Here is a 26,050-nt window from a genome sequence, read left to right as displayed (position 1 = left end):
GCCAGCGGGCGGCAACCAGACGGACGGCGGCCTTCAGACTCACCGCTCGGCGGCCGTCCGATCTCACCGTAACCACCCGGCGTCGCGGTGCGTCAGGTTCCTGATCGGTGCGGGACGCCAGCAGGCACTAATCGCTGAACCAGTTGTTCTCGCTGGCGATGTCGGCGAGTGCGGGCAGAGTGGACAGGGCGCTGGACAGGACCACCTGAGCGGTGATGACCACGTCTGGTGGCCATTGCTGGGGTTGCTTGAGGATGCGACTTGCCGTGACGGTGGTGACGGCTCCGACGCGGGCGTCGCTGAGCATGCCTGCGGCGAGGTGCGGCCGGGTGCCGGCCAGCAGCGCTGGTCGTAGCGGCTTGGTGTGGTCAGCCACGACGGACAGGGCAAGAACGGTCACGTCGCTGCGCACCGTGAGCACGTCGCTGACGTTGTTGGCGATGATCCGTAGCAGCTCGGGTTGGGTTGAGTCGAACGCGGTGAGGTGCAGCAGAAGTGCGGTGAGCGCCGAGGGCGTGATCAGCCGATTGTGCAGCGGCGCATACAGGTCGAGGCGACGGGGCGAGGTGTGAACGGTGAAACGCCGCGCGGTGGCCATCACGGTGGCGATTTCATGGTTTGTGAGTCGGCCCAGGATGGCGTCCATCTGTGGGATGCACGCCTGCACCACCTGCGCTCGGGCGAAGAGAGCGACAGCCAGGATCCACGTACGGACCGCAAGGCGATCACCGATCTCGGGCTCCCTGTCCAGCCACCATGCGGTGTCGTCGTTGTGGTGGTGGGCTTGGCGCAGCCACGCAGCGATGGCGGCTGGAGTAGCGCCAGCGGCGAGCTGAGGCTCGGCCGGCATCGTGACGGTAAGGCCGTCTGGTGCGGCTAGCACCGCTTCCCGCAGCAGCCAGCTGTCGCCGAACCCGCCGGCGAGCACATTCAGCAGGTGCGCCCAAGCCTCCTCGGTCGCCCAGTCCTCGGTCGATTCTGCGGCCCTCAACTCGGACAGGAGCACCGTGGGGTCACCGATGTGCGGGGTGCTGCGGCGCTGGCGGCGGCGCACGGCTGCTTCGCCGCTGTGGGCGGCGCGGAGAGCTGCGAGTCGCTTCGCGTAGAAGCCGTCCGGGTGGGAGCTGGCGTGGAGCTGCTCAAGGAAGGTTGAACCGTCGTCAGGGCGGCGGTCGTGGCAGTACCCGTCGCCGAGGTCGGCAACGCACGCCTGCGCGAGGGGGCCGCTCTCGACGTCGCTGCCGGCGTCGAGCAAGAGCGGCAGGACAGGCTCTCGGGCGGCGAGTAGGGCTGCGCCGCTGGCGCAGGACAGCACGTGTGCGGCCCGCCAGGTGTTCATCCCTGACAGGGCGCGCAGGTGCGCGGCGGTGCGCAACCAGCTCATGGTCGGCTGGCGCATGCCATCGCCCCAGCACCAGCTGTGGGTGCGCTGCGCCGGTTCGTGACGGAATAGCAGCCGACCCAGCGCGTCGCGGTGCGCCTGGTCAGGTTCGGTTTCCAACCGCGAGCGCGCGTACACGGCGATCTGGGCGGCTCCCACACCCGGGGCGAGCACCAGTGGCTTCCCGGTCTCATCCAGCAACCCATCTTCGGCCAGCACGCAGCCAGGCCCTTCGAGAGCTGCTTCGACCGCGCCGCGCACCGCCACAGCGGTGAAGTCCTGGTAGACCCGGTCGCGCAGTAGCTGCACCAGGACGGCGCGGGTCAGCGGGAGGACGTCGAACGGGGCGTTCGCCCGGACCTCTCGAATGGTCGTCGGCAGGCTCTTGATCTCGGCCTCGGACAGCAGACCGACGAAGAAGCGCAGCACGTTCGACCAATAAGGACGCTTCATCATCTCCGCCAGCCGCGCGTCCTTTGTCCCCAGGCCTCGCGGCTGCGCTCCTTCAGCCAGGTGGCAGGCTGCGAAGTACTCCCGCAGCGGCTGCACCTCAAACTCGAAACCCCTGCTGCGCTGCACGAGGCAGACGACCCGCGAGGTGACGGACGTGAACAGCGCCCCAAGGTTCGGACTAGTCTCGTCGTAGTTACTGAGGAACTCAGCGACCAGTCTCTGAAGATCGTCCAACTCGAGTCTGCCGCTGCTGCTGCCCTGCTCCGCCTGTGTCTGCAGGTGCCAGGCCAGGAACCGGTGCAGCGCCAGCACCAGCCGGCGGTGCTGAGCGACCATCGGCTCCTTGGGTCTCTCCCGGTCGAAGAACACCTCCACGTAGTCCTTGTACAGCTCTGTGCGTTGCTCGGGCAAAATGCTGCGCCGCTGCAGCAAATGCAGCAGGATCGCCATCTGCATGGGGCTGGCCGCCAGCTCCCGAACATGAGGCAGCTCTAGGTTGCCGATGAACTGTCTGAGCAGCGCGCTCGTGGCTTCAACGGTCAGGCCAGTCTGCTCGGCCCAGCGTTTGAGGTAGGCCACCTGCAACCGCTTCGTCAGCCGCTGGACCACCAGCTCAGGAAAGGCGGAGCCGAGCTTGAGTGGAGCGGCGGTGGCTCCGGGGCGAGTGGTGACCAGAATGACTATGTCGATGTCTGGACCGTCCCACCGCCGTGCCGTCGTGGCGATCTGCTCCGCGACTCGTTCTCGCAGGCGCAGGTCAGCGACTTCGTCCAGCCCGTCCAGGGCCAGCAGAACCGGTCCGGCGGCGAACACAGCGCTCAGGTCGTCAATGGTGAACGTCTGACCGCCACTGTGCGCGCTGACGTGGGCGGCGAGGTACTCCTCCAAGGGCGCGGCGAGATCTGGCTCCTTCTTGCGCCTCTTGTTTCCACGCGCCAGCCACTCCCCGTAGGCCCGCAGGTCGACGCGAAAAGGTGTTCGGGCAACGTGCGGATCGTATCGCTCGTTGCGGTACTCGTGCCGCTCCAGCAGCATGGACCGGTACACCTGAGACACGTATTGCAGCAGGGTTGTCTTTCCCTGCCCAGGACCCCCGATGATCACGGCGTTGCCGCGCCACGCTGGGTGCAGCAGCAGCCGCGCTGCACCGGTCTCCCACTGGCCGGTCCGCGGGGGTTCAATCTTGTCGACTTGGTCGGCATCGACTCCGCTGAACTGCGCCATCAGCCGAAAGGGGCCGCTGAAGCTTTCCCGACTTGCCACCTTGACATCGACGAACAGCTTGTACACCGATGGTCCGAGGAGATCAACCTCGCCGAACCTAACCTGATCATCAACCTCGTACTGATCGAGCAGGTACGCGCGCAGCACACGATCCCGCCGGCGAGCAGCCTCCGACTCGTCCCGACCTATCAGGGCCAAGATCTGATCCGCTGGCAGCATCCGAACGAATTTCCGCACCAGGTCGGCAGGGGCGGCGCTCACCTGCGCGTCGACGGTCTCCCGCCACCAGGCTGTGATGCGAATCGACCAAGCCTTCGCGCGGGCCTCAAGCCCCGCATCGAGTTGATCGATGGTGCCTTTGTCCAGGTTCCCCGTGCCACCGACGTTGGTGATGAGGTAGTAATCCCGCGCGCCACGCCGCGCCAACGCACGGATCTTCTCCGCCTCGCCATCGACGGCGTCAAGCAGCCACTTGACCGGCTTGGTGATCGCCTCCGGTGAGATCGTGAATTTCACCTGATACACGGTCGCGGCGTGCACCGCGTCACGGCCGCCGTCTGCCTTGCCTAGCGGCATGGCCCGCAGACCCGGTCCCAACGAGTGCGCCAGCAGAGCCTGGATGAGTTGCTGGAACTCCCGATCTCCCAGGTCCTCATATCGATAGCGCATGCGGGCGATCTTCGCACATATGTGCCGACAGGCGGTGCCTGCCGCGCCGCCCCAGCCACACCCTGGGCTGCAGCTGCAGCGCGGCACAGGGGAGAGGCCCGGCCTCTTACAACGCATCAATCGAAGCCCATAGCCCGGCCGCACGACCACGGTCGCGCGAAGAGATAGTGGCACTACGCAAGCAGACAGCCCAAGCGAACACCGCGTCGACGAACTGCGACGGGGACTGGAACTGCACCAGATGACTCAGGCCCAAGCTGGCTCAACTCTCTGAGAAAGCTCGGGAGATGGCTCATCTTATTGAGAATGGCTCAGCTCAAATGAGAAATGACAACCGCCGTCGAGGAGATCTGATCGGTTGCCCTCAACCCGCAGCCGACCCGCGATTCGATAATGCACATTATGTAAAGTCGCGTGCTCCGGGGGTCCCCTCGCCGTGCTTCCGATGGGGTCAGCCGCGCGTCAGGCCAGGCGGACACGCGTCCTCGTCCGGCCCGACGAGGCGCGCGTTGACCAGCGGGTTACGTCGCAGGGCCGCGAGTACCGCACCGCTGGCGCCGATGTCGGTCCAGGTGTCGTCCCACAGGGCGGAGACGAGCCAGGAACGATCCGCCGGAAAGAACAGGTCGGGCAGCGCCCCGTCGCCGCGCATATGGCCGGCCCGCCAGGTGAGGGCCTGTTCCGGCCCGGCCTGGACCAACACGTAGGGCCAGGCCCAGTAGAGGAACACCCTCGGGGCGTGCGGGAAGACGACGTCGTGGGCGCCGGTGTCGAGAAAGCCCAGCCACCACTGCTGATCCGGCGTGCACACCACCAATTCGTCGATCACCGCGCGTTCGTGGGCGTCGAAGCCGACCCCGGCGGGCGGGTGGAAGGTGCCGTACGCCTCGAACACCGGCGGGATCGCGGTGGTGATCGAGAGACCCTGCGTGGTGCGCCCGGTGAGCCAGGCGACGTCGCCGGCCGTGCCGATCCGCCAGGTCCGCCCGTCCTTGTCGACGGTGACGGGGCCGGTCCGGATCGGGGTGTCGGTGGAGTCGTGGGGTGCGGTGACGGCGGTGGGCGTCGCTGACGGATTCCATCCGGGCCGGTCGGTCGCCCGCCACCGGTGCCCCTCGGGACAGACCCAGCTCATGGGGTCGTCCGGATCCCGGTACCCGGTGGGTGTGCCGGGTTGACCGCACTCGGGACAGGTGGCACCGGGTGACGTCATGTCGCGAACGATACGTGTTCCTCGATCAGGGCCAGCCGTGTCCGCACCGGTCCGGCTGGCACCTCGACCAGTTGGTGCCCGTGCTCCTCGTACACCTCGCGGTGCAGGCGGGCGAAGGCCAGCGCGTCGGCGTAGCTGATCTGACGCGCTGCGGTGTGGCGGATGAAGCCCAGCGGGCTGATCAGGAAGACCAGGCGTTGGTAGGTGCGCTCGCGCGTGATGCGGTCCACTTCGGCGGTCAGCGCCGGGCCGATCGGTCTGCCCAGGTGGCGGGCCAGCGCCACTGTGCACAGGGGCGACCGGTCGTAGAACTGGACCGGCTGACGCGCGTCGGCGCCGATCTGCCGGTGGTGTTGCAGCGAGGCGACGGCGTCGACGAAGTCGGTGTCGTGCCATGGCGCGGCGTACCCCTGTGCCTGCTTCTCGGCGATGAGGTCGGTGGCGGCCTCTCGGACGGTGAGGTGTCCCCTGTGGTGCAGCGCCTCGATCATGGTTGTCTTGCCGGCGCCGGGCGCTCCCGTGAGGACGTACCGCCGGGGTTCTGGCATCTCCTCCCCCTCTCTCGGCCCCTACCCGGAAACCCGAAAATGCTGCATAATATCCCTTATGCATGACAAACAGGACGAATCGCTCGTGGTGCTGATCGAGGAGTTCCTGACCGCGCGGGCCACCCGCAAGCCCTCCCCGCACACCCTTGCCGCGTACCGCAGGGATCTGCACACGGTCGCGGCGCTGGTCGCGGAAGATGCCACCCCTCCCCTGTCCCTGGATGCGCTGTCGATCACCGGCCTCTCCCCCCGGGTGATGCGTGCGGCCTTCGCCCGGTTCGCCGCTCCCCGGGCGGCCGCGTCGGTGCACCGGGCCTGGTCCACCTGGAACACCTTCTTCACCTTCCTGGTCGCTGACGGGTTCGTGGCGGGCAACCCGATGCCGGCGGTCGGGCGTCCTCGGGCGCTACTCCCCCAGCCGAAGCCGTTGCGCGGCGCGGACACCCCCGAGGTGTTGCTCGCGTCCGCCGCGCGCGACGACGGTCGGCAACGCGACCCGTGGCCGGAGCGGGACGTGGCGGTGTTGGCGGTGGCGCTCTGCGCCGGGCTGCGGCTGTCGGAGCTGCTGGCGTTGCGGGTCGACTCGCTCGGCGGTCGGCCCGGTGAGCGGCGGGTCGAGGTGGCGGGCAAGGGTGGGCGGCCTCGGGTGGTGCCGATCGAGGCGGACCTGGACCGGGTGCTGCGGGACTACCTGGACAGTCGGGTGCGGCGCTTCGGTTCGCGGTCGGTACGCCCCGACTCGCCGTTTCTGGTGGATCGCCGTGGTGAGCCGTTGCGCCGTGGTGGCCTGCAGTATCTCGTCGAGTCGTGTTACCGGCGGGCCGGCATCGGTGACCGGGTGCCGCGTGGTGCGCGGCTGCACGCGCTGCGGCACACCTTCGCGACCCGGTTGGCGGAGGACGGTGCGAGCGCGGCGGAGATCATGCGGTTGTTGGGGCACGCGTCGTTGGCGTCGTCGCAGACGTACATCGAGGTGACGGCCGGGCAGCAACGTGACGCCGTCCGGGCCAACCGGACCAACCGTGCGTTGGCGGGTCTGGTGCCGCCGGGGTGAAGGTGGTCAGTGTGCGCGGTGGCCGGTGCCGTCGGCGGTGACGGGTAGTGGGCCGAGGACGGCGTTGATGATGTGGATGCGGGCGTTGGTGGCCTGGTAGTCGGCGCAGACGGTGTCGGCGCGGTCGCCGAGGCGGGCGGTGGGCCCGGCGCTGGTGGCGGTGACGGTGACGCCGTCGAGGGTGGTGGCGGTGCCGGCGGTGGTGAGGTCGGCGATCGAGTGGCTTCCGGTGATGAGGTGGGCTTTCAGCAGGGCGCGGAGCTGGTCGGTGTGGTGGGTCATGAGGTCGTCCCAGTTGTCCTCGGAGAAGGTGGCGGCGAAGGCGTCGTCGGAGGGCGCCAGGACGGTGACGCCGTCGCCGGTGGGCAGGTCGGTGAGGACGCCGCTGGTGCGCACTGCCGCTTCGAACGTGGTGAGGGTGGGGATCCAGCGCAGCGCCTGGTCGACGGGTTGTCCGGCGAGGAAGCTCGGGTTGCCGGGGTCGGTGCCGGTGGGCAGGGCGGCGCAGAGTGGCCCGGTGGGCTGGGGTCCGGTGCTCGCTGGCGCGGCGTCCGTGCGGGGAGTTGCGGGGCTGGCGGTGCAGGCGCCCAGCAGCAGGGTCGGCAGGAGCAGGCTGAGCGTCAGTCGACTCCGCCGAGCGCGGTGCGGTCCGCGGAGTCGTCGGGGGTGTCGCTGTGGGGTGGCGGTGTGCGACACGGCGGCCTCCACGGGTGCGGCGGTAGGTGGTGAGGTGCCGGCGGCGCGGGTGTCCGGCCCGCGCCGCCGGCGTGACGGCTTGTTAGTCGCCGGTCAGAGTGCCGCGCACTGGGTGGTGCGGGGGCCGTGGACGGTGTTGGCGATGCCGAGGTTGCGCGGGGTGGGGTTGTTGCCGGTGCAGCTGAGGGGGCCGCGGATGGTGGTGCCGGCCAGCACGGTCGCGTCGGTGCCGGTGGTGTTGCCGGACAGGTCGACGGGGCCGGCGATGGTGGCGTCGATGATGGAGATCGTGTCGGTGGTGGCGATGCGGACCGGGCCGTTGATGGTGCTGTCGGCGAGCAGGATGCCGGCGGCGCGGGTGGCGGTGAGGGGGCCGCTGATCGTCGTTGCTGTCGTGACGAGCGCCGCGTCGGCCCGGACGGTGACCGGGCCGTTGATGGTGGCGTCGTCGGCGCAGGTGAAGCCGGTGACGGTCAGGGGTCCGTTGCGGCGGCCGGTGAGGGTGGGATAGACGCGTTCGCCGTCGGTCAGCTTCTCCACGCCCTTGCCGTCGAGGAGCAGGGGGATGAGGCCGCGTTCGGGTTGGTTGAGGGGGACGTAGTGGTCGTCGCCGATCGTGATGACCTTCCAGCCGTGGGCGGCGATGCGCTGGGCGACGGTGGTGCCGACGCCGCCGGGGCCGTCGGTGCGGGCACCGTGGTACTGCGCGTCGGTGAGTTTGTAGGCGCAGGGTGGGTTGTCGAGGATCAGGTCGGCGGGGGGCGCGTCGAGTGGTGGCGGGCTGTCACCGGGGTGTGGTGCGGGGTGGGCGGGGATGGGGCGGGAGCCGCGGAAGACCAGCCGGCCGGTGTTGGCGGCCTGGGATTGGATGGCTTCGCTGCGGGCTCTCAGGATGTCGGCGCGGTCGGCGCGGTGGTAGTCGAGGAACTGGTGGAACGTCCACAGCGCGGAGTAGGTCTTGCGGCGTCGGTTGTTTGTGGTGTTGCCCTCGTCGGGGCGGGTCTGGCCGCCGGAGCTGCGCAGTTCCAGCAGGGAGTTGGTGACGTTCTTGAGTCCGAGGGTGTTGCGCAGGATGGTTTCCTCGCTGAGGCCGACGTTGCCACCGCCTTCGCAGCCGTAGGGGCAGGCCCACCAGCCGGCTTCGGCGCCCTTGGCGTACATGTGGCCTTCGATCATGTCCTGGGACTGATCGAAGATGGGTTGGGCGACGTTCTGGTGCCGTGGGGGCAGCATCGGCAGGTCGCCGGCGCGGGAGTTGCCGAACTCGTGGCCGTCGTAGCCGGCGACGGGTCGGTAGTCGCGGACCATGGTGATGTACGCGGTGGTCTCGGGTTGGCGGATCAGGGAGTAGTCGCGGTTGAGGTCCTGGCCGGTGGAGTTGCCGCGGGTGTTGTTGGCGCGGCCGTCTCCGTTGATGGTGGGGACGATCAGGACGGTGGTGTGGCTGAGTAGGTCGGTGATGCGGGGGTCGGTGCTGAAGGCGAGTTGGCGGGCCATGATGAGGCAGGCTTCGCGGTCGCCGGGTTCGTTGCCGTGCACGTTGCAGTTGATGGCCACGGGTGCGGTGGCGGCGACGGCTTCGGGGGTGGCCGCTGGGGTGGGGTGGCCGATGACGAGCATGTTGATGGGTCGGTCCTGTACGGTGCGGCCGAGTTCGACGACGCGTACACGGTCGCTGAGGGCGTCGATGGCGGCGCTGTAGGCGTACTCGTCGGTGTCGCTGGTGTACTGCGCGGCGTGGGTGGTCTCCCAGCCGGTGCGCAGTTGCTCGCCGGGGGTGGTGGGGTTGCCCCAGGGTGCGGTGGTGGTGGCGGTGACCGGGTCGGAGTAGGGCTGTTCGGTGGTGCCGGTGCGGGCGCGTACCCGCCATTGGAACGTGTCGCCGGGGTTGTAGCCGGCGTCGGCGAAGGTGGGTGCCTGTTGGTTGATCTGGCGGTTGGGTCGCCAGATGCCGACGATGGTGGGTGTGCCGGTGGGGGTGTTGTCGGCGTCGACGGGGGTGCGTTCGATCTGGTAGTCGGTGGCGCCGTTGACGGGTTGCCAGGCGAGTGTGGTGTATCCGTCGGCCTGGTGGGCGGTGAGGGCGGTGACCTGGTCAGGTGGTGCGGCGGGTTGGGCGTTGGCGGGGGTGGCTGCGGTGGTGAGGGTGACGGTGATGAGGGTGGACACGGCGATGAGGGTGGGTCGCTGGCGTCTCATGTGGCCTCCGACGAATTGATCGTGGCGCGTGTCGACCAGCATGATCGTCGAAGTCTGTCGATGCAATGATCTTGAGGGAATCTTGCGGCTCGGTGGTGCGCTCCCCCGCCGACTCTTGTTCGATCCGGTTGCCCCGAAGGCGCGGTGTCCGGGGCACGTTGATGCCCGGGATTTCAGTAAGGCGAGGGCCGAACGGTCAGCGGGCGTGGCGCAGGGCCCAGTCGAGGGCGACGTCGGCGATGCGCTGCCAGCCCTGCTGGGCGGGCAGCAGGTGGGCGTACCCCTCGAAGAGCTCGACCTCGGTGATGGTGTCGCTCTTGTAGTGGGCGGCGTTGGCGCGTTGCACGCTGGGCGGCATGATGTGGTCTTCCGAGCCGGAGATGAACAGCAGCGGCGCGCGTTGGTCGTTGTGGTAGTTGACGGCGATGTCCTGGGGGCCGGGCAGCAGGTTGGCCAGGACGCTGTCCCAGAGGATGCCGCCGGCGGCGGGGATGGCGTAGCGCTCGTACAGGGCGCGGGCGGTCTGCTCGTCGAAGGTGTTGGTGAACGCGTAGTTCCACTGCTCGAAGGTGAACCCGACGGCGCGGTGGCGGTTGGCGGGGTTGCGCAGCACCGGGAAGGTGGAGCGCAGCTGCGAGAAGGGGGTCACCTTGACGCCTTCGGTGGGTGCCGAGTTGAGCACGACAGCCGAGGCGCCGTAGCCGCGGTCGAGCAGCACCTGGGTGAACGCCCCGCCGGCGGAGTGGCCCATGAGGATGGGTGGCGTGGGCAGCGCGTCGACCACCGCGGACAGGTGCGCGATGATCTGTGGCGCGGTCAGCGTCTCCAGTGGGCTGGGGTCGGCGTTGATCGCCTCGACCTCGCCTTCCAGCCCGGGGTACGTGGGGGTGAGCACCCGGAAGCCTTTGTCCTGGTAGTGGGTGACCCAGTGTTCCCAGCTGCGGGGGGTGACCCAGAACCCGTGGATGAGGACGATCGTGTCCGGCGTGTCGCTCACTGTCAGCTCCCTGTGGTGTCGGCTGTGGTGATGGCGCGACACGTGGTGCCGGCGAGCCCAACCCTAGACATTCGTGAGCCGCGATGGCCGGCTTTCGATCGTGGATCTTCAGCCGAGGTCGACCAGCAGGGGGCGGTGGTCGGAGATGGTGGACGAGGGTGCGGTGACAGCGCGCACGGGTGGGAGCTGGTTGAGGGCGTGCCGGTCGGCGAGGATGTGGTCGAGTTGGACGCGGGGCTGCCCGGACGGGTAGGTGGGGCGGCGGCCCAGGGGGTGCCAGCCGGAGATGAGCCGGGCCGCGCCGGCGGGCAGGTTGAGGTCGCCGAGCAGGACGCGGGGCCCCGGTAGCGCGCGCAGGGCGCGGACGGTCTGCCGTAGTTGGCGGGCGTTCCAGCCGGGCACGAAGGACAGGTGGGTAGCGGCGACGGTGAGGGGGCCGTGCGGGGTGTCCAGGACGGCGGCGAGGACCACGCGGGGTTCGTCGTGCAGCAGGATGAGGCCGCCGCGGGGGCCGGGCACGTAGACCGGTGAGCGCACCGGCGCCGGCTTGAGTCGGGTGACCTGCCAGCTGCGGACGGGGTGTCGGCTGATCAGTCCGATGCCGTAGCAGGGTTCACCGTGGCCGTCGTCGTCGTGGCGCAGAGGGCGGAACTGTTCGCCGGGGGTGCCGACGACGGCGGCGGCGAAGCGGTGGTGGGGTGCGTCGAGGGCGCGGGCGGCGATGGCGGTGAGGTCGAGGTTGCCGCTGCGGCGTTGGTCGCGGTCGACCTCCTGCAGGGCGAGGACGTCGGCGTCGAGGGCCCCGATGGCGGCGGTGAGTCGGTCGGAGTCGACGAGCCCGTCGGTGAGGGATCGTCCGTGCAGCAGGTTGAAGGTGGCCAGGCGCACTCCTGCACCTTACGTGCCCGTGGCATGGTTGCCGGGTGGTGAAGGTCTTGCTGTGTTCGGTGCTGGTGTTCGTGGCGGTCGGAGCGTTGGGGGTGTGGTTGCGGCGTACGCGGGGTCGCTGAGCGGGTGAGGCTGGCCACTCGGGTGCCCGTTGCGGCGTGTCGGGTGGGGAGAATTGCCGCCCGTGGACGTCGTGACGCTGAGTACTCTGCTGGCCGCCGCGGCGATGGCCGGTTGGGTTGATGCAGTGGTGGGTGGTGGCGGGTTGTTGCTGCTGCCGGCGCTGTTGGTGGCTGCCCCGGGGTTGCCGGTGGCCACCGCGTTGGGCACGAACAAGCTGGCGGCGATCTTCGGTACGGCCACGGCGGCGGCGACGTACGCCCGCCGGACGAAGGTCGACTGGCGGGTGGCGGCTCCGGCGGCGGGGGTGGCGGTGCTCAGCGCGGGGGTGGGTGCGGCGTTGGCGGGGGCGGTGCCGGCGTCGGCGTACCGGCCGGTCGTGTTGGTGGTGCTGGTGTCGGTGGCGGTGTTCGTGCTGCTGCGTCCCCGGATGGGGGTGGTGGCGGTGCCGGCGAGGCGGACCCCGGTGCGGGTGGGCGTGGTGATCGCGGTGGCCGGTGTGGGGATCGCCCTGTACGACGGGTTGATCGGCCCGGGCACCGGCACCTTCCTGGTGTTGGCGTTCACCGCTGTGGTCGGCGCGGACTTCGTGCACGGCTCGGCGATGGCGAAGGTCGTCAACGCGGGGACGAATCTGGGCGCGCTGGTGGTGTTCGGGGTGACCGGGCACGTGTGGTGGCTGCTGGGGGCGGGCATGGCGGTGTGCAACATCGCCGGCGCGGTGTTGGGGGCGCGGATGGCGTTGCGCCGCGGCTCCGGGTTCGTGCGGGTGGTGTTGCTGGTGGTGGTGGTGGCGTTGGTCGCGAAGCTGGGCCACGACCAGTGGGTGGCCCGCTGATGCCGGTGCGGGCCGAGCACGACCGGATGGTGCTGGCGCGGTTGCTGGGGCGCGACCCGGTGCTGCACGCCTACCAGTTGGGTGATCTGGACGACTTCTTCTGGCCGTACACGTCGTGGTATCGCCGCGGTGATCAGGTCGCGTTGCTGTACCACGGGACCGACTTGCCGACGTTGTTGGCGTTCGCCGCGCCGGCGGACACCGCGGCGTTGTCGGTGCTGCTGGCGCAGGTGGCGCCGGTGCTGCCGGCCCGGCTGTACGCGCACCTGTCCCCCGGTCTGGCCGACGCGTTGTCCGGGTCGTTCCGGTTGGCCTGCGGCGGTCGGCACCACCGGATGGCGTTGACCGACCCGGCGCGGCTGGGCAGTGTCGCCCCGGCGGGCGTGGTGCTCGAGACGGCGGACCTGCCGCAGGTGCGTGCGTTGTACGCGCAGGCGTACCCGGGTAACTGGTTCGACGAGCGGATGATGCAGACCGGGCAGTACCTGGGGATTCGCGACGGGGGTGCGGTGGTGGCGGTGGCCGGGGTGCACGTGTTCTCGCCGGCGTACCGGGTGGCGGCGTTGGGTAACGTCACGACGCATCCGCGCTGGCGGGGGCGAGGGCTGGGCGCGTCGGTGGTGGCGGCGTTGTGTGCTCGTCTGCGGGAGAGCGTGGAGCACGTGACGCTGAACGTGAAGGCGGACAATGTGGCAGCGGTGCGTCTGTACGAGCGGGTGGGTTTCACCCGGGTCGCCGACTACGACGAGTGGACGTTGACGGCGTTAGCCGCGGCGGCTGGGTGAGTCGAAGCGCCCGGCGCGGATCTCGCGCAGTGCCCGGCGGCGGGTGTCGCCGCGCAGGGTGTCGACGTAGAGCTTCCCGCGCAGGTGGTCGGTTTCGTGTTGCAGGGCGCGGGCCAGGAACCCGCTGCCGGCGATGGTCAGCGGCTCGCCGTGCTGGTCGACGCCGTGGGCGGTGGCGTGCAGGGCCCGCACGGTCGGGAAGTACAGCCCGGGGATGGACAGGCAGCCCTCCTCGTCGTCCTGGAGTTCGTCGGACAGCTCCAGGGTGGGGTTGATGAGGTGGCCGCGGTGCCCGTCGGCGTCGTAGACGAACACCTGGGCGCTGACGCCGATCTGCGGTGCGGCGACGCCGGCGCGGCCGGGTGCGCCGAGCAGGGTGTCCATCAGGTCGGTGACGAGGGCGCGCAGCTCCGCGTCGAAGGTGGTGACCGGTTCGCATCCGGTGCGCAGGACAGGGTCGCCGATGATCCGGATGGGCCGCATGGTCATGAGGTTCAGCGTATCGCCGTGCGGTGCTGCGGTCAGCGCCCGGCCAGGGTGGCGCGGATCGGGCGGGTTTTCGCGGCGGCCTCGGCGACCTCGGCGTGTGCGTCGCTGTCCCAGGTGATGCCGCCGCCGGCCCAGGTGTGCAGCCGCTGACCGTCGGCGGCGGCGGTGCGGATGGTCAGGCCCAGGTCGATGTGGCCCGGGGCGACCCAGCCCAGCGCGCCCATGCTGGCGCCCCGGCCGACCGGTTCGAGGGCGCTGATCTGGGCCAGGGCGGCGAGTTTCGGGGCGCCGGTGACGGAGCCGCCGGGGCAGGTGGCGCGCAGCAGGTCGGCGAGGCCGAGGCCGTCGTCGGCGGTGGCGCGGACTGTCGACTCGGCCTGCCACAGGTCGCACCAGCGGCGGACGGCGAACAGTTCGTCGACGGTGACCGTGCCGGTGCGGGCGATGCGGGCGAGGTCGTTGCGTTCCAGGTCGACGATCATGATGTGTTCGGCGCGTTCCTTGGCGCTGGCGAGCAGTTCGGCGCGGCCGGTGGCGGTGGCCGGGCGGGTGCCCTTGATCGGTCGGGTGATGACCTGCCCGTCGGTGACCTCGACGAGGGTTTCCGGGGAGGCGCAGCCGATGGCCCAGCCGTCGCCGGTGAGGACGCCGCCGTAGCGGGCGCCGGGGAGCGCGCCGAGGCGGCTCAGGGCGGGCAGCGGGTCGCCGGTGTAGGGGGCGGCGGCGTGGCCGACGAGGTTGCTCTGGTAGACGTCGCCGCGGCCGATGGCGGCGCGGACCGCGTCGACGGCGGCGGCGTGCTGGTCGGGAGTCCAGCTCTCGGCCCAGTCGCCGAGGCGCCACTGCGGCGGTGGGCCGGGTCGGGTGACCCGGGGGGTGCCGTGCTGGTAGACGACGACGGCGAGGTCGGGCAGGGCCGGTGCGGGTTCGGGGGCCCCGGTGGGTGCGCCGGCCAGCAGCGCCCCGGCGGCGGCGGACAGGTACAGCGCCGCGCCGCAGACCCCGGTGCCGTGCTGGCCGGTGGCGGGTCGGGTCAGGTCGTGCAGGGGCAGGCCGTGCGTGGCGAGGAACTCCTCGGCGAGGGCCGCGGGGTCGCCGCCGTCGCCGCGAGACCAGTGCAGGCGGGCGCGTTCGGTCAGCGCACCTCGGCAGGCGGCCGGTGCGGCGGGTACATCGATCGACGCGGCGGGTCCGCTGTCCGCGGCCCACACGTGTGGGAGCGTTTCCACGCCGTACGGTCCAACCTTCCTCATCCGTTCAGTGGATTTCCCGTGCACCAGGCGGGCACCTGCTCGATGCTGGACACTTTCGCTTGGTACTGTGCGTCACTGGTCATGTGAACCATGACACAGTGCCCCCACAGTCCGGAGAACCCGATGTGCCAGCACCAACCGACCTGCCCCTCCGCTGAAGCCACCGACCGGGAAGCCGCGCGGGTCCTCGCCTGCTTCCGTGAGCAGGGCTGGAGCCTGCTCTGCAACGGTGTCATCGTCTTCGAGGACACCGGCGAGCTGCTTCCCGACGGCAGCAGCATCGCACCGCACCGCGGTCCCGCTCGCCACGCTCTCGTGGCCTAATCGACCACTCAGCGTCACCGTTTAGCCGCCGTCGACCCAGGCTAGTCCCCCGGTAAGGGACGTCCCCGCCCAGGTCGCAGCGGCTGCCGGGGCAGGCCGTACCGCCCGCCCCGGCGCGCCGTCGTCAGTCTCGACCGGCTGCGGCGTTGTCAGTCCTCGAACGCCTCCGGCGACGGGCACGAGCAGACCAGGTTCCGGTCGCCGTACGCGCCGTCGATGCGCCGCACCGGCGGCCAGTACTTCCCGGCCCGGTCCACCCCGGCCGGGTACGCGCCCACCGACCGCGGGTACGCGTGCGACCACTCGTCGCCGCTGACCATCGCCGCGGTGTGCGGCGCGTTGGCCAGGGGGTTGTCCCCCGCCGGCCACGCCCCGGAACCCACCTGCTCGATCTCCGCGCGGATCGCGATCATCGCGTCGCAGAACCGGTCCAGCTCGGCCAGGTCCTCACTCTCGGTCGGCTCCACCATCAGCGTCCCCGCCACCGGGAACGACATCGTGGGCGCGTGGAAGCCGTAGTCGATCAGCCGCTTCGCCACGTCGTCGACGCTCACCCCGGTCGCCTTCGTCAACGGCCGCAGGTCGAGGATGCACTCGTGGGCCACCAGGCCCTTGTTGCCGGCGTACAGCACGCCGAAGTGCCCCCGCAGCCGCGCCGCCACGTAGTTCGCGGCGAGGACCGCCACGCCGGTGGCCCGGGTCAGCCCCTCGGCGCCCATCATCCGCAGGTACGCCCACGGGATCGGCAGGATCCCCGCCGACCCGTACTTCGCCGCCGAGATCGCCGGCGTGGCGTCGGCGTGCGTGCCCAGTGGGTCACCGGGCAGGAACGGCGCCAGGTGCGCGCGCACCGCCACCGGGCCCACCCCGGGGCCACCGCCGCCGTGCGGGATGCAGAACGTCTTGTGCAGGTTCAGGTGCGACACGTCAGCGCCGAACTTGCCGGGCTTGGCGAACCCGACCAGGGCGTTGAGGTTCGCCCCGTCGACGTACACCTGCCCACCGGCGTCGTGGACCTTCGCGCACAGCGACGCGATGCCCGTCTCGTACACACCGTGCGTGGACGGGTACGTCACCATGATCGCGGCGAGCGCGTCCCGGTGCTTGTCGATCTTCGCGTCCAGGTCCACCAGGTCGACGTTGCCGTCGTCGTCGCAGGCCACCACCACGACCCGCATGCCGGCCATCACCGCCGACGCCGCGTTCGTGCCGTGCGCCGACGACGGGATCAGGCACACGTCGCGGTGCGTCTCACCCCGCGACGCGTGGTACGAGCGGATCGCCAACAGGCCGGCCAGCTCACCCTGCGACCCGGCGTTGGGCTGCACACTGACCGCGTCGTAGCCGGTCACCTCGGCCAGCCACGACTCCAGCTGACCGATCATCTCCCGGTACCCGACGGTCTGCGCGTCCGGCGCGAACGGGTGGATGTGCGCGAACTCCGCCCAGGAGATCGGCTCCATCTCGGTGGTCGCGTTCAGCTTCATCGTGCACGACCCGAGCGGGATCATGCCCCGGTCCAGGGCGTAGTCGAAGTCCGACAGCCGCCGCAGGTAGCGCAGCATCGCCGTCTCCGAGTGGTGACTGCCGAACACCGGGTGGGTCAGGAAGTCCGAGGTCCGGGCCAGGTCGACCGGCAGGGCCGCGTCCACGTCGCCGTCGAACGCGGGCACCCCGAACGCCGCCCACACCTGCGTCAGGTGCGCGTCGGTGGTGGTCTCGTCGCAGGACACCCCCACCCGGTCGGCGTCGACCAGCCGCAGGTTGACACCGCGGTCCGCGGCGGCGGCCACCACCTCGGCGGCCCGCCCGGGCACGGTCGCGGTGACGGTGTCGAAGAACGCGACGTCCGCGACGTCCACCCCACCGGCGCGCAGACCGGCCGCGAGCCGCGCCGCCATCGCATGGGTACGCGTCGCGATGTCGCGCAGCCCGTCCGGGCCGTGGTAGACGGCGTACATGCCGGCCATCACCGCGAGGAGCACCTGCGCGGTGCAGATGTTGCTGGTCGCCTTCTCCCGCCGGATGTGCTGCTCACGGGTCTGCAACGCCAACCGGTAGGCCGGGTTGCCGTCCGCGTCGCGGGACACCCCGACCAGGCGCCCGGGCAGCATCCGCTCCAGGCCCGAGCGCACCGCCAGGTAACCGGCGTGCGGCCCACCGAAGCCCATCGGTACGCCGAAACGCTGGGTGGTGCCGGCGGCGATGTCCGCGCCGATCTCCCCCGGTGCGCGCAACAGCGTCAACGCCAGCAGGTCCGCCGCGACGGTGACGAGGGCACCGGCGGCGTGCGCCGCCCGTACGAGGCCGGCGTGGTCGCGTACCGCCCCGGACGCCCCCGGATACTGCAGGTGCAGGCCGAAGAACTCCGCCGGCAACTCGTCGCGTTGCACGTCGAGGACCCGCACGTCGATGCCGAGCGGCACCGCCCGGCTGGTGATCACCGCGATGGTCTGCGGCAGGGCATCGGCGTCGACGACGTACACGCCGCTCTTGCTCTTGGAGGCCCGCCGCGCCAGGGTCATCGCCTCCGCCGCCGCGGTGCCCTCGTCGAGCATGGAGGCGTTCGCGGTGGCCAGGCCGGTCAGGTCGGTGACCATCGTCTGGAAGTTCAGCAGCGCCTCCAGCCGGCCCTGGCTGATCTCCGGCTGGTACGGCGTGTACGCCGTGTACCAGGCCGGGTCTTCGAGGACGTTGCGGCGGATCACCGCCGGGGTGTGCGTGCCGTGGTACCCCAACCCGATCATGGAGACGGCGACCGTGTTACGCGCCGCGAGGGCCCGCAGCTCGGCGATCGTCTCGGCCTCGGTGGCCGGGTCGGGCAGGTCGAGGGTGCCGTGCCAGCGGATCACCTCGGGGATCGCGGCGTCCATCAGCTCGTCGATGGAGCCGTGCCCGACGACCTCCAGCATCCGACGCTCATCGTCGGGACCGGGACCGATGTGACGGGTGGCGAACTGCTCTACGGTCATAGGGGCACTCCCGGGGCGAGGTCGACGTGTCGGCCTCCCCCTCTGTCGCACCCACAGGGGCACTCCACAGTGCCTGCCCACGAGGTCCTTTTGCCTGAGAGGTTCCGGGGAGGATTTGCCCCTTCGGCGCCGCCCTGCGTGCTGTCGGGCGGTCTCTCCCCCGTGGGTGTTACCGGCGTGCTCAACGCTACCAGCGTTGGTGTTTCCGGCGGATGTCCTACCCCCGGGCCGGGCGCCCACCCGGGTCGAGACCCGTCACACCCCCAGCGGCGCCCCGGCGCCGACCCGCCCGGCCAGCTGCGGCAGCGCCGCGCCCAGCGGCGCGTCGACGCACACTGTGGCGTACCCGTCACCGCGCGTCGGCCCCTGGTTGACGATCGCGACCGGGATGCCCCGTTTCGCGGCCCGAATCACGAACCGGCGCCCCGACATCACCGTCAACGACGACCCGAGCACCAGCAACGACCGGGCCTGCTCCACGGCCGCGAAACACCGCGCCACCCGCTGCGGCGGCACCGTCTCACCGAAGAACACCACGTCCGGTTTCAGCATCCCGGTGCCGCAGATCCCGCAGTCCACCGGCCGAAACGCCGCCACCTGCTCATCAGGGAGATCAACATCACCGTCCGGGTTGACCGCGGCGACGCGGGCCACGAACTCCGGGTTGGCCTCGCGCAACCGCCGGTGAAGCTCCTCCCGGGAGGTCAGGTTGCCGCAGTCCAGGCAGGTCACCTCGTCGAGGCGGCCGTGCAACTCGATCACCGACGGGCTGCCGGCCGCACCGTGCAGACCGTCGACGTTCTGGGTGATCACCGTGTCGACCAGCCCGGCGAGTTGCAGCCCGGCCACCGCCCGGTGCCCGGCGTTGGGCGCCGCGCCCGCGATCAACCGCCAACCCAGGTGGCTCCGCGCCCAGTAACGCCGCCGGGCCAGGGGATCGCTGGTGAACGCCTGGAAGGTCATCGGCGTGTGCCGCCGCGCCACCCCACTGGGCCCCCGGTAGTCCGGAATTCCCGACTCGGTGGACAGTCCGGCCCCGCTGAGCACCACCACCCCACCACCGGCCACCAGCGAGGTCAACGCGTCGAAACTCTCCATCACCTCTCCATGCTGCCTCAACCCGTTCACCAACGCCGAGCCCCGCGCCGGGCGGGTGGCCGGCCCCACCCCGGCGCGGGAGGCATCGGCGGCGCGGACGACTGCTACACCGCGACGACGTCGGCGACGACGCAGGCGATGTTGTCCGGCGCCCCCTCGGCCCGCGCCAACTCGATCAGGCCCCGCACCGTGTCCTCGGGATCGTCAGTCGCGGCCAACGCCGACCCCAGATCGGCCCGGTCGACGACAGCCGACAGCCCGTCGGAGCACAACAGATACCGGTCACCCGGCAACGCGGTACGCAGCGCCAGATCCGCCTCGACCTGCCGGCCGCCACCGAGGGCGCGCACCAGCACCGCGCGCTGCGGATGCGCCACGGCCTGGTCCCGGTCGAGCCGACCCTGATCAACCTGGGCCTGCACCCAGGTGTGATCCTGCGTGAGCAGCGACAGCTCACCGCCGCGCAGCAGGTAGGCCCGGCTGTCACCGACGTGCACCAGCGCCAGCCGGGAACCGCTGAGCAGCAACGCGGTCAGTGTGGTGACCGGCTGGTCGGTGTCGGTGGCCAACGCGTGCACGGCGCTGTCGGCGTCGCTCACCGCACCGGCCAGCAACGTCAGCAGGTCAGCGGCCGGCACGTCGGCGCACGCCAACGGCTTCAGGGCGTCGACGGCGGCGGCACTGGCGGCCGCGCCGCCGGGCCCCCGCATCCCGTCGGCCACGGCGAGCAACCGCCCGCTGGCGTACGCGGTGTCCTCGTTGCTGTCGCGCACCAGCCCGCTGTCACAACCGGCGGCGCAGCGGACGGCAACCGTGCGACTCGGGTCAGACATGGTGACGCCCCCTTCAGACAGGTGGTCCACGAGGAGGGTCGCCAACCGGGCGCGCGCCGCGGTGTCGGCGCTGACCTGCCGCCAGTACGCGGTGACCGCCTCAGCCGCCGCCGCGGGCTCCAGGCCGCACACCACCCGGATCGTCGCCAACGGCATACCGAGGCGACGCAACTGGGCGACCAGCCGAGCCACCGGCAGCTGACCCGGGTCGTAGAGCCGGTAACCGGACTCCGGATCGACAGCGGCCGGCACCAGCAGCCCCACCTGGTCGTACAGGCGCAACGCCTTCGGGGTCAGCCTCGCCGCCCGGGCGAACGCCCCGATGGTCATCAGCCCCACGTCGGCATCCTCCTCGCGCCGGTCACGGCGACCGGCACCCACCAGCCTCAGGGTTACCCGAAGGTCAAGGTCAAGCCGGTGACGCCGGTAGGTTGGGCCCATGCGCGTCGTCATCGCCGGAGGCCACGGCAAGATCGCCCTACTGTTGCAACGCCACCTCGTCGGGCGCGGCGACACCGCCGTCGGCCTCATCCGCAACCCCGAGCAGACCGCCACGCTACGCGCCGCCGGCGCCACCCCCATCGTCTGCGACCTGGAACACACCGCACTCGAACAGGTTGCCGCGCACCTGCACGGCGCCGACGCCGTCGTCTTCGCCGCCGGCGCGGGCCCCGGCAGCGGCGCCGCCCGCAAGGACACCGTCGACCGGGGCGCCGCCGCGCTGCTCGCCGACGCCGCCACCCACGCCGGCGTCCACCGCTACCTGCTCGTCTCCTCCATGGGGGTGGACACACCACCGGCCCCCGGCACCGACGACGTGTGGGCGGCGTACCTACGCGCCAAACGCGCCGCCGAGGACGACCTGCGCCGCCGCGACCTGGCCTGGACGGTGCTGCGACCCGGCCAGCTCACCGACGACCCACCCACCGGGCGGGTCACCCTCACCCCCCACGCCGGGCGTGGCGCGATCAGCCGCACCGACGTCGGGCACGTCCTCGCCGCGCTGCTCGACGAACCACGCACCACCGGCGCGACACTGGAACTCGTCGACGGGCCCACCCCGATCGCCGAGGCCATCCGCGCCGCCGCCAGCTGACCACCCGCCCCACCGGCGGTCGGCGGTGGTCAGCCGGCCGGGCGGTGCGCGGCGACCAACACCGGCCCGCCGGGGACCGTCGGAAAACGCCGAACGTCACCCAACCCGGCCCCCGCCAGCACCTCCGCCATCCGGTCGGCGTCGAAGGCGTTGCCACCGTTGCGCACGGCGTTCCACCTGTCGACGGCCGCCCGCAACGGGTCCCCGGCCGGCGGATTGGTGCCGGCCACCAGCCAGCCACCGGGCCGCAGCGCCTGCACCAGCCGCGGCAACGCGAGCGTCAACGTCTGCTGGGGAAGGAACGGCGCCGGCACCCACACCAGGTCGTACCCGCCCGGCTCGGCCACCTCCGCGACGTCCTGACGGCGCAGACTGATCCGATCCGCGACATCGCGCGCTTCGGCCAGCTCCCCACCGGCCAGGTCCAACGCCCGTTGCAGCACGTCGATGCCCACCACCGACACCCGGGGCAACGCGCGCGCCAGGGCAACAGCCAACGCCGCCACACCGGTGCCCACGTCCAGCACCCGGGCGTCCGCCGAGTCCAAACGCTCCGCCAGCCCCGCCAACTCGGGCACCACCCGGTTCGCCAACGCCCGGCCGGTCGCCGCCGACGCCCGACCCTGATGCAGCAACACCTCGTCGTCCACCTGCGCCCAGCCGGCCCCACCACCGCGGCAAGGCTCCTGCGCCGCCGCGGCGACCGCCTGCCGCAGCGAACTCAACCGCGCCTGCACCGCGCTGCGCCCGGTCTGCCCGTCAGCGGGCACCAGCGACGGGTGCACGACCGGCGCCCCGCCGTCCCACGACAGCAGACCGGCGGCCTCCAGCACCGCGCTGCGGTGCGGCGACGCCGCGAGGACCTCGGCGAGCGGGGCCGACAGGGCGTCACTCATGGTGCCGACCGCGGCCGCCAGCGCCCACGCCGACGCCTCCAACGCGGCCAGCGGGTCCGCTGACCCGCCGGGCGGGGACGCTGATACTGACACGACGGCACCTCTCCCAAGGGGCGGGCCACGGGTCAGCCCCGCCTGACCCCTCCGACTATGCCACCGCCGCCAGCGCGTCGGGTGGGCTCCCCGTCAGCGCACCCCACCCGGCGACTCAGCGCTGCTGGTGGCGCGGCAACGCCGACTGACCCACCACACCACCCGTGAACGGCGCACCCGGGGTCTCCGCCGCGATCCGATCCATCGTGCGCGCCAACTGCTCACTACCGTCGTCGAGGTGCCGCGCCGCCGCCTGCATGTGCGACACCATCATCTCGCCGAAGATCCGCAACGCCTCCCGGGTCGCCACCGTGTCGTCGAAGCTCGACCCCGCCGCGCTGCGGTACTCCGCCACCGCCCGCTCCGCCTCCTGCTTCGCCTCCGCCTCCGCCGCGTGCAGGTAACTCTCGTACTGCACCCGGGCGTACTCGGCGACCCGACGCGCGTAGTCATGCGCCTGCGCGATGATCTGCTCGGCCTCCCGCTGCGCCGCCGACAGCAGATTCACCTCCCGCGCCGCCGGGACCTTCGCCGCCGCCCCCGTACTCGGAATCACCCCGTGCCGGTGCAACTCCACCCGGTCGTTCAGCCGCTCGTTCTCCGCCCGCAACGTCGCGATCTGCGTCGCCAACAGGTCCAACTCGTCAGCGACCTGCACCCGGAACCGGTCCACGTCAGCGTTGTCGTAACCACGCCGAGCGAACGACGCCGCGCCGAACTCCCACCGCCGAACCCGATCGGCGGTGATCCGCACCTGCACACCACCGGAAACCTGCACCCCGTCATACCGACTGATCGGCGTCGCACTCACCTGTGCAGACCTCCGTTCGCGACCGCCGGGCTCGCAAGCTCACTCGTCGCGCTCACCTGTGCCCACCTCCCGAAGTGTCACCCGCAGCCGACTGCTGCACCGCCGTCCGCCACGCCGGGCCGTACCACTGCGCGCCCAGGCCCTCGTGGTGCACCTGACCCGCGTGGTAACCCGCCTGCACCAACGTCCGCACCGCGTACGACACCATCTCGTCCGACCCACACACGAACACGTGCCGGGACCGCCAGTCACCGTCGGCCAACGCCCGGTCCACCGCCTGCACGAACTCCCCCGGCCGGTGCACGTCGGCACCGACCACGTACGTCACCGTCAACCACGAATACGACGACGCCAACTTGTCCATCGCGTCGCTGTCGTAGAACTCGCTGCGGGAGCGGGCCCCCACGTACAGGTCCACCCGCCGACGGGAACCCTCCGCGGCCACCTGCTCCACCAACGCCTTCACCGGCGCCCAGCCGGTACCCGACACCAACAGCAACAGGTCACTGGAGCCCGCCGACCACAACCCCAGCCGATCCCCCACCGGCGCCGCCAGATGGATCCGATCCCCCACCGCCGACCCGTACACCAGCCGCGACGACACCGCGCCACCCGGCGCGGCCCGCACATGCAACTCCAACGTGCCATCCGCCCGCGGCGCGTTCGCCGGCGAGTAGTACCGCCACGACCGCACCGACGGGTGCGACACACCAATCGACTGACCCGGCGTGAACGGCAACAGATACTGCGGACGCACCGTCAACACCGCCACGTCGAACGCCCGCCGCTCATGCGCCACGATCTCCGCCACCCACCACGGCGGATTGACCGCCTCAGCGGCCTGCGCGGCCTCCATCATCACCTGGGCGACCAACCCGTACGCGGCCGTCCAGTCCGCAGCCAACTCGTCGGTCCACTGCTCGGCGAGGAAATGCTGCAACGTCGCGACGAGGGCCTCACCGACCGCCGGGTAGTGCTCCGCGCGGACCGCGAACTTGCGGTGATCCGCGCCGAGATCCTGCAGGAAACCCACCAGCCGGTCCACCTGGTCCACGTTGGACACAATGTGCCCCAACGCGGTCACGAGACGGTCCCGCTGACCGGCCATGTTCGTGGGGAACATCTGCCGCGTCTCGGGATGAGCGAGGAACAACGTCGAGTAGAAGTAGAGCGGCACCTGGTCGCCGTGACCGGCGACCACCGACCAGCTCTGCTTGAGGCGAGCCGCGTCCACGCTCAGGCGCCCGACCTGTTCCCGGCAGCCACCACCTGGCCCTGCACCTGCCCCAGCACTGTCTGCACATCGGCGAGGATGTCCGCCGGCACCCCCAACTCGGTCAGCGTCACCGTCAGGTGCTCGCCCACCTTCGCGTAGTGCCCCACCGTGATGTTCAACGGCTGGTGCGCCTCGGCCAACCCGCGACCCGTGTACTCGTTCGGGCCACCCAGCACCACAGTCAACATCAACGCCAGATGCCGCCGCTGACCCGCCATGTCCACGTCAGCGAAATAGCCCGCCAACTCCGGGTCCGCGAGCACCTTGTCGTAGAACAGCTCAACCGCTGCCTTGACCGAACTGGCACCGCCAACACGGTCGTAGTGCGAGGCGGGAGCAGTCTCTTCCGTAACCGTCACGGTCGTTCCTTCCGGGGGTGAAGGGTCCAGAACCGTGAGGGACCATAGCGTGTCGGCCGCCTCCGGTCAGCGCCCCCATATCGGATACCCGACAACACGCCGACACGTTGCGTCACCACTACCGTTGGGTATCTCCACAATGGGCCACCAACACGACACCCACGGTATCCACAGTGGACCGACAAGCCCGACAGATCCCCGCCACCGTCACCGACGGTCGCCAGAAAACAACCGGAAAAAAACCGAAAGACCGAACGCTCAGCCGGCGCGTCGCCGCGCCCGCCGCGCCGCCAACTCGTCACCCACCGGATCCGAGCCCGACGCCACCGCCGGCTCCACGGGACCGCTCGTCGCCGGCTCCGCCGGCAGATGCGACAACGACCCCTGGATCTCCTTGAAAGCCCCACCGATCGCGATACCGAAGACCCCCTGGCCACCCTGCAACAGGTCGACCACCTCCTCCGGAGACCGGCACTCGTACACCGTCGTCCCATCAGAGATGAGCGTGATCCCCGCCAGATCCTCCACACCACGCGACCGCAACGCCTCGATCGCCTTACGGATGTTCTGCAGGGACACCCCCGCATCCAACAACCGCTTCACGACCTTCAACACCACCAGGTCCCGGAACGAATACAACCGCTGCGTCCCCGAACCCGAAGCGTCACGAACGCTCGGCACCACCAGCGTCGTCCGCGCCCAGTAATCCAACTGCCGGTAACTGATGCCCACCGCGTGGCAGGCCGTCACACCCCGGTAGCCAACCGAACCGTCACCCTCAGCCGCCACACCTGGCGACGAGGCACCCGACTCGTCGAACTCTGCACCCGGATCGGAATCCCGCGGCTCGTGCATCCGGACAACCTCCCCGTCAGTGTGGCGACGCACCGTTTCCTCCGACGCGCACCCCTCGACATGGAAACCCTATCGCCACCGTCAGGGGTTACCACGGAGGAACCGACGCGACACGCCGCGCAGCCACCGAGAAAGATCACCAACCGAGCCCGGGCACACCTCAGCCCGCGAAATCCTCCGGACGCACCTGCTCCAGGAACTCGCGGAACTTCTCCACCTCGTCCTCCTGCTCATCAGGGATAACGATCCCCGCCTCGCTGAGGACCTGCTCCGCACAACGAATCGGCGCACCAACCCGCAACGCCAACGCGATCGAATCGCTCGGCCGCGCCGACACCCGCACCCCATCGCCGATCAACAGATCCGCGTAGAAGACGTTCTCCTTCAGCTCGGTGATCTCCACCGCCTGCAAGGGCGCCTTCAACGCCGCCAACACATCCCGCAGAAGATCATGCGTCAACGGCCGGGCCGGCTTGACCCCCTGCTGCTCATAAGCGATAGCCGTGGCCTCGACCGCACCGATCCAGATCGGCAGATAGCGGTCCCCCTCGACCTCCCTGAGCAGGACGATCGGCTGGTTGCTGGGCAGCTCCACCCGAACTCCGACCACGCTCAGCTCGCGCACCGCCG

At 70.7% G+C, this 26,050-nt stretch carries 23 protein-coding genes and 1 riboswitch; of the genes, 5 read left to right on the top strand and 18 right to left on the bottom strand.

Features of this window, described 5'->3' with window-relative positions; genetic code table 11:
- Nucleotides 1-127 precede the first annotated feature (127 nt).
- The 3 genes from AB0B94_RS20810 to AB0B94_RS20800 form a co-directional block, all read right to left on the bottom strand.
- Nucleotides 128-3,727, bottom strand: coding sequence for a hypothetical protein (locus AB0B94_RS20810; RefSeq protein WP_357282361.1), 3,600 nt, complete (start codon nucleotides 3,725-3,727; stop codon nucleotides 128-130).
- A 451-nt stretch (nucleotides 3,728-4,178) separates the two neighbouring features.
- Nucleotides 4,179-4,940 carry a hypothetical protein gene (locus tag AB0B94_RS20805; protein ID WP_357282359.1) on the bottom strand — a complete coding sequence of 254 codons (762 nt, stop codon included), beginning with the start codon at nucleotides 4,938-4,940 and terminating at the stop codon, nucleotides 4,179-4,181.
- Complete coding sequence (locus AB0B94_RS20800; protein WP_357282355.1) at nucleotides 4,937-5,488, bottom strand: AAA family ATPase; 552 nt, start codon at nucleotides 5,486-5,488, stop codon at nucleotides 4,937-4,939. The genes AB0B94_RS20805 and AB0B94_RS20800 overlap by 4 nt, the downstream gene beginning before the upstream one ends.
- A gap of 58 nt (nucleotides 5,489-5,546) precedes the next feature.
- Here AB0B94_RS20800 and AB0B94_RS20795 point away from each other — a divergent pair, with 58 nt between their 5' ends.
- On the top strand, nucleotides 5,547-6,542 hold the full coding sequence (locus AB0B94_RS20795) for a tyrosine-type recombinase/integrase (RefSeq protein ID WP_357282352.1): 996 nt from the start codon (nucleotides 5,547-5,549) through the stop codon (nucleotides 6,540-6,542).
- Nucleotides 6,543-6,548: 6 nt separating this feature from the next.
- On the opposite strand, the gene AB0B94_RS20790 is transcribed toward AB0B94_RS20795, so the two are convergent.
- The 4 genes from AB0B94_RS20790 to AB0B94_RS20775 all read right to left on the bottom strand — a co-directional run bounded on the left by AB0B94_RS20790 (nucleotide 6,549) and on the right by AB0B94_RS20775 (nucleotide 11,322).
- Nucleotides 6,549-7,238, bottom strand: a complete 690-nt coding sequence (locus AB0B94_RS20790; RefSeq protein ID WP_357282349.1) for a fasciclin domain-containing protein — start codon at nucleotides 7,236-7,238, stop codon at nucleotides 6,549-6,551.
- Nucleotides 7,239-7,331: 93 nt separating this feature from the next.
- The gene (locus tag AB0B94_RS20785) at nucleotides 7,332-9,437 is read right to left on the bottom strand and encodes a M14 family zinc carboxypeptidase (protein ID WP_357282347.1); all 2,106 of its coding nucleotides are present in this window, start codon (nucleotides 9,435-9,437) and stop codon (nucleotides 7,332-7,334) included.
- Between the two features lie 196 nt (nucleotides 9,438-9,633).
- Nucleotides 9,634-10,434: an alpha/beta hydrolase gene (locus tag AB0B94_RS20780; protein ID WP_357282344.1), complete on the bottom strand. Its 801-nt coding sequence runs from the start codon at nucleotides 10,432-10,434 to the stop codon at nucleotides 9,634-9,636.
- A 108-nt stretch (nucleotides 10,435-10,542) separates the two neighbouring features.
- Entirely contained in the window at nucleotides 10,543-11,322 is a 780-nt protein-coding gene (locus tag AB0B94_RS20775; protein ID WP_357282338.1) for an endonuclease/exonuclease/phosphatase family protein, read from the bottom strand.
- Between the two features lie 184 nt (nucleotides 11,323-11,506).
- On the opposite strand from AB0B94_RS20775, the gene AB0B94_RS20770 reads away from it, so the two are divergent.
- Nucleotides 11,507-12,280 (top strand): TSUP family transporter, encoded by a 774-nt coding sequence (locus tag AB0B94_RS20770; protein ID WP_357282334.1) that lies wholly within the window; start codon nucleotides 11,507-11,509, stop codon nucleotides 12,278-12,280.
- Nucleotides 12,280-13,065: a GNAT family N-acetyltransferase gene (locus tag AB0B94_RS20765; protein ID WP_357282332.1), complete on the top strand. Its 786-nt coding sequence runs from the start codon at nucleotides 12,280-12,282 to the stop codon at nucleotides 13,063-13,065. The genes AB0B94_RS20770 and AB0B94_RS20765 overlap by 1 nt, the downstream gene beginning before the upstream one ends.
- Here AB0B94_RS20765 and def read toward each other — a convergent pair.
- A complete protein-coding gene (gene def / locus AB0B94_RS20760; protein WP_357282329.1) occupies nucleotides 13,045-13,554 on the bottom strand; it encodes a peptide deformylase in 510 nt (169 codons plus the stop codon). The two genes, AB0B94_RS20765 and def, sit on opposite strands and share 21 nt — an antisense overlap.
- 32 nt (nucleotides 13,555-13,586) lie before the next feature.
- Entirely contained in the window at nucleotides 13,587-14,834 is a 1,248-nt protein-coding gene (locus AB0B94_RS20755) for a chorismate-binding protein (protein WP_357282943.1), read from the bottom strand.
- A 96-nt stretch (nucleotides 14,835-14,930) separates the two neighbouring features.
- On the opposite strand from AB0B94_RS20755, the gene AB0B94_RS20750 reads away from it, so the two are divergent.
- A complete protein-coding gene (locus tag AB0B94_RS20750; protein ID WP_007460326.1) occupies nucleotides 14,931-15,131 on the top strand; it encodes a DUF5999 family protein in 201 nt (66 codons plus the stop codon).
- A 149-nt stretch (nucleotides 15,132-15,280) separates the two neighbouring features.
- Here AB0B94_RS20750 and gcvP read toward each other — a convergent pair whose 3' ends face one another.
- The 3 genes from gcvP to AB0B94_RS20735 form a co-directional block, all read right to left on the bottom strand.
- Complete coding sequence (gene gcvP / locus AB0B94_RS20745) at nucleotides 15,281-18,103, bottom strand: aminomethyl-transferring glycine dehydrogenase (protein ID WP_357282326.1); 2,823 nt, start codon at nucleotides 18,101-18,103, stop codon at nucleotides 15,281-15,283.
- 72 nt (nucleotides 18,104-18,175) lie between these two features.
- A riboswitch (glycine riboswitch) is annotated at nucleotides 18,176-18,274 on the bottom strand.
- An 84-nt stretch (nucleotides 18,275-18,358) separates the two neighbouring features.
- On the bottom strand, nucleotides 18,359-19,201 hold the full coding sequence (locus AB0B94_RS20740) for an NAD-dependent protein deacetylase (RefSeq protein ID WP_357282323.1): 843 nt from the start codon (nucleotides 19,199-19,201) through the stop codon (nucleotides 18,359-18,361).
- A 104-nt stretch (nucleotides 19,202-19,305) separates the two neighbouring features.
- Entirely contained in the window at nucleotides 19,306-20,373 is a 1,068-nt protein-coding gene (locus AB0B94_RS20735) for a MerR family transcriptional regulator (protein WP_357282940.1), read from the bottom strand.
- 100 nt (nucleotides 20,374-20,473) lie between these two features.
- On the opposite strand from AB0B94_RS20735, the gene AB0B94_RS20730 reads away from it, so the two are divergent.
- Nucleotides 20,474-21,130 (top strand): NAD(P)H-binding protein, encoded by a 657-nt coding sequence (locus AB0B94_RS20730; protein WP_357282321.1) that lies wholly within the window; start codon nucleotides 20,474-20,476, stop codon nucleotides 21,128-21,130.
- A gap of 29 nt (nucleotides 21,131-21,159) precedes the next feature.
- Here the strand turns inward: AB0B94_RS20730 and AB0B94_RS20725 are convergent, their stop codons facing one another.
- The 6 genes from AB0B94_RS20725 to AB0B94_RS20700 all read right to left on the bottom strand — a co-directional run bounded on the left by AB0B94_RS20725 (nucleotide 21,160) and on the right by AB0B94_RS20700 (nucleotide 26,045).
- The gene (locus tag AB0B94_RS20725) at nucleotides 21,160-22,119 is read right to left on the bottom strand and encodes a methyltransferase domain-containing protein (protein WP_357282318.1); all 960 of its coding nucleotides are present in this window, start codon (nucleotides 22,117-22,119) and stop codon (nucleotides 21,160-21,162) included.
- Between the two features lie 115 nt (nucleotides 22,120-22,234).
- A complete protein-coding gene (locus AB0B94_RS20720; protein WP_357282316.1) occupies nucleotides 22,235-22,930 on the bottom strand; it encodes a cell division protein DivIVA in 696 nt (231 codons plus the stop codon).
- 52 nt (nucleotides 22,931-22,982) lie between these two features.
- Nucleotides 22,983-24,164 (bottom strand): globin domain-containing protein, encoded by a 1,182-nt coding sequence (locus AB0B94_RS20715; RefSeq protein ID WP_357282313.1) that lies wholly within the window; start codon nucleotides 24,162-24,164, stop codon nucleotides 22,983-22,985.
- Between the two features lie 2 nt (nucleotides 24,165-24,166).
- Entirely contained in the window at nucleotides 24,167-24,565 is a 399-nt protein-coding gene (locus tag AB0B94_RS20710) for a group 1 truncated hemoglobin (protein ID WP_357282310.1), read from the bottom strand.
- Nucleotides 24,566-24,823: 258 nt separating this feature from the next.
- Entirely contained in the window at nucleotides 24,824-25,420 is a 597-nt protein-coding gene (locus AB0B94_RS20705) for a MerR family transcriptional regulator (RefSeq protein WP_196923083.1), read from the bottom strand.
- A 160-nt stretch (nucleotides 25,421-25,580) separates the two neighbouring features.
- Nucleotides 25,581-26,045 carry a bifunctional nuclease family protein gene (locus AB0B94_RS20700; RefSeq protein ID WP_030327706.1) on the bottom strand — a complete coding sequence of 155 codons (465 nt, stop codon included), beginning with the start codon at nucleotides 26,043-26,045 and terminating at the stop codon, nucleotides 25,581-25,583.
- Between the last annotated feature and the right edge of the window lie 5 nt (nucleotides 26,046-26,050).

It is taken from the genome of Micromonospora sp. NPDC048986 (assembly GCF_040649335.1).
Taxonomy (GTDB): domain Bacteria; phylum Actinomycetota; class Actinomycetes; order Mycobacteriales; family Micromonosporaceae; genus Micromonospora; species Micromonospora alfalfae.
The sequence above is the reverse complement of the archived record's forward strand: the minus strand, read 5'-3'. Positions and strand labels throughout refer to the sequence as shown.